Below are 8,810 nucleotides of genomic sequence, written 5' to 3'. Positions count from 1 at the left end.
AAAGAGGGGGGGAAAGTGGAAAGATCGCCCTGCTGTCCAATAGTGATACGCGACGAGATCAAAGGAGAAATATGGGAGCCTGAGAGGATCACAACAGAAAGACTCTGCGGTGACGGATTATTCTGCACCGGTCCCGTCCGCACCGGTGATGCCATGTTCGGTGCAGAATGTTTTGATCATGCCCGTAAACAGATCGCCATAGGAATTCCATTTTGCGACACCGACCCCCCCTTTAATATTCAGGAATTCATCCTCTGTCCGGGGGGGTAATAGGCCGCCATCTCAATCAGCGTCGGGTCGGTGAAGATCATATATTTCGGAAGGCCCGCACGCCGTGCAATATCATCTCTCTGCACACGAAGCAGGGAAAATAGCGACTGGTTATACCGGACAGCAGAGAGGTCCCGGCCATCTTTGCGAGGGGGGGATTTCCCGGTCTTCTTTGGTTTGCTGAGAAATATCGGGACGGCCTTTTGCCCGTTCAGGTACGTCCGCCCTTCTTTCGAGAGGGAAAGAACCGGATATCTCCCGTCAGAACGGGAAAGGTAGCCCTGAAATACGAGTTCATCGATCCACTGTTTAACCTGGTTTTCCGGTATATCAACAATCGTTCCAAACGATTTCAGTCTGCGAGGGTTCAGGGAATCCATCTCTTTGGCCGTGGATCCGGAGAGGATCTGAGCAATCTTTCCCCCCCGTCCGAAGTGACCGTTCAGTTCACTGACACAGGCCATGACCTTTTGTGCATATGCTCCCGCATCAATTCTCGGATTTTCCTTGCGGCAGTTGTCGCACATTTCACAGTTCTCCTGTTCATACTCCTCGCCAAAGTAGGACAGAATGGCGTGCCTTCTGCATACCGGGGGGGACTCACAAAACCGTGTCAGTGCAAAGAGTTTGTTCTTCTGCACCTCCTTGTAATCCTCGTCGGCATCATCCTTATCGATGATCCAGAGCTGTTTTGCGATATCTCCGCGATTAAAAAAGAGAATGCATTCACTCGGCAGACCATCCCTCCCCCGCACGTCCCGTCTCCTGATAGTAGGATTCAATGTCCTTGGGCAGTTCGTAATGGAGAACAAACCGGATGTCGGGTTTATCGATACCCATGCCGAAGGCAACCGTCGCACAGATGATGGGGGTCTTATCGTGGACAAACGATTCCTGGGTTTTTTCCGGACAGCATTCGTCAGTCCTGCATGATACGGGAGAGCGGCAAACCCGTTTTCCTGCAGATACTGAGAGAGTTCCTCGGTCGTCTTCCGGGAAAAGCAGTAGATGATCCCCCCCGATTCATTTCGATGACGGTTCAGAAATGCTATGACCTCCCCCCCTTTCGGGTTGTCGGATTCACGGATTTCATAGGAGAGGTTTGTCCGGTTAAATGAACCGACGAGCACTTTCGGGTCGTTCAGATTCAGTTGCCGTATGATATCCTCTTTGACCTCACGGGTGGCGGTGGCGGTCACGGCGATGATAGGAACCTCCGGCCAGATCTCTTTTATTACCGTGAGCTTCCGGTATTCTGGGCGGAAATCATGGCCCCACCGGGAGATGCAGTGGGCTTCATCAATGGCAACGAGGGAGAGGGGGGGGAGCACTTTGAGAAGACGGATAAAATTCTCGCTGACAAACCGTTCGGGAGAGACATACAGCAGGTTTATTTTGCCTTCCCGGAGGGATTTTTCCGTTGCCCTCTTTTCAGCAGGTGATGATTCGCTGTTGATGGTCGCGGCACGGATACCCTTCTGGCAGAGATCATCACCTGATCCTTCATCAAAGAGATGAGGGGGGGAGACCACAATACCCAGTTTCTTCTCGTGAACCGGGAGGATCTGATAGCACAGAGACTTGCCCCCCCCACCGGTCGCTTTCAGGAGGAGGACATCCCGTTCCAGACAGATCTCCGATATCGCCTCAATCTGCTGAGGAAGAAACGAGGAGTATCCCCCCCAGTAATCTCTGAGGGTATCGTAGAGTCCCATTAACTGAGTATTATTCCATTTTCAACAATAACGTATCGGATTTGATTGGGAAGAACAAAAGGAGGGATATGAAAACCGGGGGGGAGATGCCCGATTCCCGTTTTCAAACGTGCATCATCAAAACCAAATCAGTCACGAATAACCCCCCCTTTTGACAACAAAATGAAGGGTAGTATATATACTTTTGACAAATTTTTGACAAATAAATAATTTTCCGCAATACCTTTTTCTTCCGCAAATGAAAAGACATCCTCTGGGGAACAATTTCTATGTCAATTGGATTTGTCGGTAAAGTAAAAGGATTCATTCTCGATCCCACACAGACCCTGATTGCACATAAGGATGAGAGATTAGGAGATGCATTACGCTACTCTGCCATTCTTCTGACCATCTTTCTGGCCATCTACGGGGGGGCACTGAACGGAGTTATACCCGGGCTAGAAACTGGTGTATACATCGCTTTCCTCTCCGCCGGACTTGACCCCCCCTTTGGAGCGGACAGTCTGGCCTCGTTAGGCATATTTAGGGTGATCATTGCATCCATCATATCTATCATATCCACCATCATCTATGGTGTCGCCATACTCTTTATCGCAGGTATCATCTTCCACATCTTCGTCTATATTGCAGGCGGAAGAAAGAATTTCAGCACCACCATACGGGCTGTCATCTACGCTGCCACGCCAAGCCTGCTTTTTTTATGGATTCCCCCCCTCATCGGTCTCATTGCAATTCCCTGGTCACTGGCACTGGTAATTCTTGCAATCCGGGAACTGCATGAGATATCCACCTCCCGGGCAGTTATCGCAACCATCTTACCGATTATCCTCATCTTTATCCTTACTGCACTCTCATTGGCAGCATTCATTTTTTCAGACCCGACTATCACACCGTATTAGAACGGATGTCAGGAAGCAGGCAGAACGAATCAGGTCTACTCGTTTTTTACATCCCACATCGATTCTGACATTCTTTTCACACAAAACCCAAAACTGAATAAATCGCCCGGTCAGTGAATACATAAGACACTGGTTCTAGTGGAAGGGAAGGGCGATGGCTCATTTAAAATTTGTCAGTGCAGAACACCCGGACGAGATCCCTGCATTCCTGAAGAGACATACAGATGGTATGCCCTTGAGAAACTTCCGGAGGAGAAAAGACAAGAAGCAATGGGGGGGTGGTGAATACCTTTATCGTTCGCAAACCAAAACAGACCATCAGGTGAACAATTTCCATGTCAACCGGATTTGTCGATAACGTAAAAGGATTCCTTCTCGATCCCATACAGACCCTGATTGCACACAAAGACGAGAGCCTCGGGGACGCATTGTGGTATTTTGTCATTCTTCTGGCCATCTACGGGGGGGCACTGAACGGGATCATTTTCGGGCTTGGCATCGGTATATCAGGAACCCTAGCTGCCCTCTCCGCCGGACTTGGCCCCCTCGGAGCGGGTGGCCTGGCCGCGTTAGGGGGGGTAGCCGGGATTATCGTTGCATCCATCATATTATTCATCATCTTCGGCGTCATCGGACTCTTCATCGGAGGTATCATTCTCCATATCTTCGTCTATATCGCAGGCGGAAGAAAGGATGTCAGCACTACCTGCGGGCCATCATCTATTCATATACACCTAAAATGCTTTTTGGATGGGTGCCCCTCATCGGTTTCTTTGCAGATCTCTGGACAATTGGCCTGGCGATTCTTGCGATACGGGAACTGCATGAGATATCCACTGCACGGGCAGTCATCGCGGTCATTTTACCGATTATCCTCATGATCATTCTTGCTGCAATGGTAATAGCAGCATTCATTTTTTCAGACCCGACCATCACACCGTATTAGAACGGTATCGGGGGGGACGGGGGGGCAGAAAGAATCCGGTCAACCCATTTTTTAATTCCAGATCTATTCAGACATTCTTTTCATACGAAACCCGAAACTGAAAAAATTGCCGGGGGGGCGAGGAATGCATAAGACATGGGTTCTGGTGAGAGAGAAGGGCGATGGCTCTTTTAAAAGTTGTCCGTGCAGACCACCCGGACGAGGTATTTGCATCCCTCAAAGACCATGCAGATCGAATGCCACGGACTGCATTCCACTATGCCCTTGAGAAGCTGCCGGAGGAGCAGAGGCAGGAAGCAAAGGTATGGCGAATACCTTTATCCCCCCCACAAACCAGAACATATCAGCAGGTAAAAAATCCCATGTCAACCGAATTCATCGATAACGTAAAAGGATTCCTTCTCAATCCCATAGAGACGCTGATTGCACACAAAGATGAGAGCCTCGGAGACGCATTGCGCTATTTCGCCATCATAATGAGTATCTGCGGTGCATTTTACGGGATTATGATCGGACTTAATTTTGCCGTAACAGAAACCCTGACAGGTCTCCCTGCCAGTCTGGCTGCATTCGGTGCCATTGGGGGGGTGGTTCTTGTGGCTATTGTAGCAACGATCATCTTTGGCATCATCACCCTCTTCATCACCGGCATCATTCTCCACATCTTCGTCTATATCGCAGGCGGAAGAAAGGATGTCAGCACCACACTGCGGACCGTCATCTACGCTGCCACCCCCAGCCTGCTCTTCGGCTGGATTCCCCTCATTGGCATCCTCGCAAATTTCTGGTCACTGGCACTGGAGATTTTTGCCATCCGGGAACTGCATGAGATATCCACTGCACGGGCAGTCATCGCGGTCATTTTGCCATTCATCCTCATGATCATTCTTGTTGCATTATCATTGTCAGCATTCCTGTTTTCAACCTCAACCTCAACCTCACACCGTATTAGAACGGTATTGGGGGGGGCAGAGCAGGAAGAATCCTCTCAACCCTTTTTTATCCCGGATCTATTCTGACATTCTTTTCCCACAAAGCCTGAGACAGGAAAAATCACCCGTGCAGCGAGCAGGTAAGACACCGGGTTGATGGCTGAGAATGGCGATAACCGGCTTTTAAAAATCGTCAATTCAGATCGGATGCCGGGGGGGTTCCATTCCGGTATATCCCCTGAGAAACTGCCGAAGGATAGGAAACGGAAAACGACAGTATGGTGAATATCTTTATCCCCCCCCAAAACGAAAACGCATCAACAGGTGAAACATTACCATGTCAACCGGATTCATCGATAAACTGAAAGGATTCCTCCTCGATCCGACACAGACGCTGATCGCACACAAAGACGAGAGCCTCGGAGACGCATTGCAGTATTTCATCACATTCCTGGTGATCTACGGGGTTCTGACCGGGATAATGCTCGGACTGTTTATGGGCATGGCCGGGGGAATGGCCGGGGCCGAAGCCGGGCTGGGGGGCCCTCGGCGTGAGTGGGATTGCCGCATTGGGTATGGCCGGGATGGTCGTTGCGTCCATCCTGTTCATCATCATCTTCGGCATCATCGGACTCTTCATCGCGGGCGTCCTTCTCCACATCTTCGTCTATATCGCAGGCGGGAGGAAGGGACTCACCACCACCATACGGGCCTTCATCTATTCCCTCACTCCGAACCTGCTCTTCGGCTGGATTCCCGTCATCGGTCTTCTCGCAGTTCTGGACCCTTGCCCTGGAGATTCTTGCCATAAAAGAACTGCATGAGATATCCACCACACGGGCCTTCATCGCAGTCTTTTTACCGGCAATCATCCTGGCGATTATTGCCTTCTTCATCCTTGCAGCGCTCACCACTGCCACCGCGATCACCGGGTCGTATTAAATAAATCCGGGATGAGGTGAAAAACCCGACCCATCCAGCCTTTTTTGCTCAATATTTGCAGTCCGGCACTCCCCCCCGGTCTCAGGCAACTGCACGAGGGGTATGCCCCCCCTGCCGGGGAGAGATACCTACCACCTGTCTGAAACAGAGGGTGAACCCCGCAGATAATGAACGATCATTCATTATTTCCTTTTCAACAACCAATGGATATGCAGGACGTGCAGATGCCAAGAGTGATACCCGCATATAAAGAAGAAGTTCGCCGAAAGATTCTCCGGGCCGCCTGTGACGAGGCAAAGGAGAAGGGATACCACGCTCTCAGGATGGAGGATATCGCCGCCCGTCTGGGCATATCAAAGGGGGGGACAATATACCTCTACTTTACCAACAAGCAGGAACTCTCCCGCGAAGTGCTGGAGTGCATCATCCAACAGTTCTGTGCAGCCATCGTCCGGACACCGGATGAAGACCTCCGCACCTCCGTCAGCACAATTTACGAAAAGACCGTGCACCCCGCATATCGGGAAAAGTAGGGGGGGTAATGTTTGACTTCTTCCCGCTTGCCGCCCGCGACCCGGAAATCGGGGCCATCGTGACCACCATACGCAGAGAGGTGGGCAGTGCCATCGTATCATTCATTCGCGACCAGCAGAAACGGGGAGCCATTGACCCGACACTGGATCCGGCCCGCTCCGCCCTGATGGTTCAGGCAGTCTCCCTGGGGGTGCAGAGACTTGCCGCAGCGGGCATTGAAGAACCGGAGATCCACAGGATCTGGGAGGAGTCCGTCTTTCGCATCCTCGGCATCAGCGATGCAAAAACGGATGCTCCGTTCATTTCACCGCCGTCGCTTGAAAAAAGAGTAGTAGAGGGTGCCGTCAGGCTCCTCCGTCCGCCGGAGTGCGGCAATCCCCGCACCCCAGCGGGCCGGGTCGGATATGCCTGCCCGGAACGCCGCCTCCCGTGAGGCCTCCACCATCGCAATGAATATTTTTTCGGTAAACTCCTCCACCAGCTCCGGGTGGCCGCGTCCACGTATACGGGTGCGGGTGTCACAGTGACTTCGACAAACCCGGCAGCCGTGAGCAGGGGGGGTAAAGCCGCCGTCCAATAGTTCCGTCACCGCCGCTTCGGTGCTGGAGCTCAATCAGGCAGTCCACCACATGCCGGGCCGCGGGACTTTCGGGATGGAAGATCACAGAGCCGTGGTCGCCTTCGATGACCGTAACCGACCCGCCCGGCCGGAGGGCACGATAGAGGTTGTTGAGTGCGGCCTCCGGTTCCGGGATATGCTCCAGCACAAAACAGACAAAGATATGGTCCGCACTCTCCGGCGGCAGGTCCGTTGTTGCAAGGTTGGCGTGACGGAAGGTGACATTGGTATACCCGCAGGCCTTCACCCGCTCCTCGGCCTGCGCCAGATAGGTCTCTGAGATGTCCACCGAGAGGATATCCGCCCCCCCGGAAACCTGCGGGCAAGGATCACCGTCTGGGCACCGACCCCCCCACATCCGGCCTCCAGTATCCGGGTGCCTGCTGGGAAATCCTCATCCGCATGGAGTATCTCTTCGAGTGCCTCAGATTGTTTCACGAGCCGTTCAGAGTCATCTTTCCCATATCCATGAACATACTGTTGTTTTGTCATACCGGTGCTCCCCCCTGATACTCCTATTCCCGCCCCCCCATCGTTTCAATCTTCCCCCCCCGAACACCGGTTGGGATAATATCTATTTATCATCACAGGGTGATAGACGGCCTGCCACTCTGGGGGGGGTGGAGCATATGGATAAGGACAGGATATCATATCATGAATCAGTCCGGCAGATGTACAAACACCTGCAGGAAGACGGGATGAGCAATGTATGGGATCGTTATGAAGCACAGGGTTCGGAAACCCTGACACCCGGTGCGCCTTCTGCACCGCGGGGGCACGCTGCGATCTCTGTTCAAACGGACCCTGCCGGGCGGATGCAGAAACAGACAAGCGGGGGGGGTCTGCGGCATCGGTGCCGATGCGATGGCGATGCGCATGATGCTTTTGCGCAATGTTCTGGGGGGGACGACCACCTATCATTACCACGCCGATAAAACAGTGAAAACGCTCCGGGAGACAGCAGAAGGAAAGACCTCGTTTACGATTACATCTCCGGAAAAACTCCGGAACTTTGCCGGTCGCCTCGGGCTGTCACCGGACGGCACCGAGGAAGAGGTGGCACTCAGAATCTGCGACATGGTGGAGACGGACTTTTCCCGCCCGGTCACGGAACCCAGTGAAATCGTCCGCCATCTGGCACCGGCAGAGCGGCAGGAGACCTGGGCGAGGCTCGGCATCCTTCCGGGAGGTATCCACCCGGAGATCATGAACGCCACTGGCTCATGTCTCACGAATGTGGACAGTTCGTATGTGAGCCTCGCCCTCAAGGCGATGCGGCTCTCTGTGGCGATGGCATACCAGAGCCAGATCGTCTGCGAATACCTGCAGGATGTGCTCTTCGGGATCCCCGAACCCCACACGGTGAAGGTCGACCTCGGGGGGGTGCTCGACCCGGATTACGTGAACATTCTCCCGAACGGGCATGAGCCCTTCCTCGGCTTTGCCCTCATCGAGGCGGCACGCAACCCGGCGTGGCAGAAGAAGGCACAGACAGCAGGGGGGGCAAAGGGCATCCGCATCATCGCGAATATCGAGACCGGACAGGAGATGGTCCAGCGCTGGGAGACGGATGATGTCTTCTGGGGGGGCTATACCGGCAACTGGATCATGCAGGAGGCGATCCTTGCAACGGGAACAATTGATGTCTTTGTCGCAGACATGAACTGCTCCCTGCCTCTCGATCCTCTCTACTCCGAAAAATACCGCTTCCGCCTGCTTCCGGTCTCGGATCTGGTGGCCTTTGAAGGGGGGGTTGACGACCGCCTGAACTACGTGCCCGCACAGGCACACGAACAGGCGGAGAAGATTCTGGCCATGGGGATTGAGAACTACCCCGTCCGGCGGCGGGAAGTGATCCCGGTGACGGGCCTTCCCAGCCGGGACGCGGTGGTCGGATTCTCACCGGAGAGTATCACCGCAGCCCTCGGGGGGGCACGCTTGACCCGCTCCTTG

The 8,810-nt window shown here is 53.4% G+C and carries 10 protein-coding genes and 1 pseudogene; 8 read left to right on the top strand and 3 right to left on the bottom strand.

From position 1 onward, the window contains the following. Positions 1-270: hypothetical protein (locus tag JCM10550_RS12625; RefSeq protein ID WP_218185210.1), on the top strand; the 270-nt coding region annotated here is incomplete at its 5' end. On the opposite strand, the gene JCM10550_RS12620 is transcribed toward JCM10550_RS12625, so the two are convergent. Continuing rightward, on the bottom strand, positions 240-1,985 hold the full coding sequence (locus tag JCM10550_RS12620; RefSeq protein WP_062399626.1) for a RecQ family ATP-dependent DNA helicase: 1,746 nt from the start codon (positions 1,983-1,985) through the stop codon (positions 240-242). The two genes, JCM10550_RS12625 and JCM10550_RS12620, sit on opposite strands and share 31 nt — an antisense overlap. A gap of 269 nt (positions 1,986-2,254) precedes the next feature. Between JCM10550_RS12620 and JCM10550_RS12615 the strand changes: the two genes are divergently transcribed. The 6 genes from JCM10550_RS12615 to JCM10550_RS23300 all read left to right on the top strand — a co-directional run bounded on the left by JCM10550_RS12615 (position 2,255) and on the right by JCM10550_RS23300 (position 6,671). Then, positions 2,255-2,884, top strand: coding sequence for a YIP1 family protein (locus JCM10550_RS12615; RefSeq protein ID WP_062399623.1), 630 nt, complete (start codon positions 2,255-2,257; stop codon positions 2,882-2,884). 335 nt (positions 2,885-3,219) lie between these two features. Continuing rightward, positions 3,220-3,765 (top strand): hypothetical protein, encoded by a 546-nt coding sequence (locus JCM10550_RS12610; RefSeq protein ID WP_062399621.1) that lies wholly within the window; start codon positions 3,220-3,222, stop codon positions 3,763-3,765. Between the two features lie 226 nt (positions 3,766-3,991). Continuing rightward, positions 3,992-4,849: a YIP1 family protein gene (locus JCM10550_RS12605; protein ID WP_062399619.1), complete on the top strand. Its 858-nt coding sequence runs from the start codon at positions 3,992-3,994 to the stop codon at positions 4,847-4,849. A gap of 464 nt (positions 4,850-5,313) precedes the next feature. Then, positions 5,314-5,586: a hypothetical protein gene (locus JCM10550_RS19035; protein WP_157200260.1), complete on the top strand. Its 273-nt coding sequence runs from the start codon at positions 5,314-5,316 to the stop codon at positions 5,584-5,586. A 351-nt stretch (positions 5,587-5,937) separates the two neighbouring features. Then, positions 5,938-6,237: a TetR/AcrR family transcriptional regulator gene (locus JCM10550_RS12590; protein WP_062399613.1), complete on the top strand. Its 300-nt coding sequence runs from the start codon at positions 5,938-5,940 to the stop codon at positions 6,235-6,237. Positions 6,238-6,245: 8 nt separating this feature from the next. Beyond that, positions 6,246-6,671, top strand: coding sequence for a hypothetical protein (locus tag JCM10550_RS23300; protein WP_245619178.1), 426 nt, complete (start codon positions 6,246-6,248; stop codon positions 6,669-6,671). A gap of 85 nt (positions 6,672-6,756) precedes the next feature. On the opposite strand, the gene JCM10550_RS23295 is transcribed toward JCM10550_RS23300, so the two are convergent. After that, entirely contained in the window at positions 6,757-7,146 is a 390-nt protein-coding gene (locus tag JCM10550_RS23295) for a class I SAM-dependent methyltransferase (RefSeq protein ID WP_245619176.1), read from the bottom strand. Next, a complete protein-coding gene (locus tag JCM10550_RS23290) occupies positions 7,101-7,349 on the bottom strand; it encodes a hypothetical protein (RefSeq protein WP_245619175.1) in 249 nt (82 codons plus the stop codon). The genes JCM10550_RS23295 and JCM10550_RS23290 overlap by 46 nt, the downstream gene beginning before the upstream one ends. A gap of 378 nt (positions 7,350-7,727) precedes the next feature. Here JCM10550_RS23290 and JCM10550_RS25195 point away from each other — a divergent pair. Continuing rightward, a pseudogene (locus tag JCM10550_RS25195) lies at positions 7,728-8,648 on the top strand (carbon monoxide dehydrogenase); the annotation flags it as partial. Positions 8,649-8,810: the final 162 nt, after the last annotated feature.

The organism is Methanogenium cariaci JCM 10550 (genome assembly GCF_001315945.1).
Taxonomy (GTDB): domain Archaea; phylum Halobacteriota; class Methanomicrobia; order Methanomicrobiales; family Methanomicrobiaceae; genus Methanogenium; species Methanogenium cariaci.
The sequence above is the reverse complement of the archived record's forward strand: the minus strand, read 5'-3'. Positions and strand labels throughout refer to the sequence as shown.

Coding starts and splice junctions, on each gene's coding strand:
- JCM10550_RS12610 (WP_062399621.1), top strand. CDS start 3,220: ATGTCAACCGGATTTGTCGATAACGTAAAAGGATTCCTTCTCGATCCC.
- JCM10550_RS12620 (WP_062399626.1), bottom strand. CDS start 1,985: ATGGGACTCTACGATACCCTCAGAGATTACTGGGGGGGATACTCCTCG.
- JCM10550_RS12615 (WP_062399623.1), top strand. CDS start 2,255: ATGTCAATTGGATTTGTCGGTAAAGTAAAAGGATTCATTCTCGATCCC.
- JCM10550_RS23290 (WP_245619175.1), bottom strand. CDS start 7,349: ATGACAAAACAACAGTATGTTCATGGATATGGGAAAGATGACTCTGAA.
- JCM10550_RS23300 (WP_245619178.1), top strand. CDS start 6,246: ATGTTTGACTTCTTCCCGCTTGCCGCCCGCGACCCGGAAATCGGGGCC.
- JCM10550_RS12605 (WP_062399619.1), top strand. CDS start 3,992: ATGGCTCTTTTAAAAGTTGTCCGTGCAGACCACCCGGACGAGGTATTT.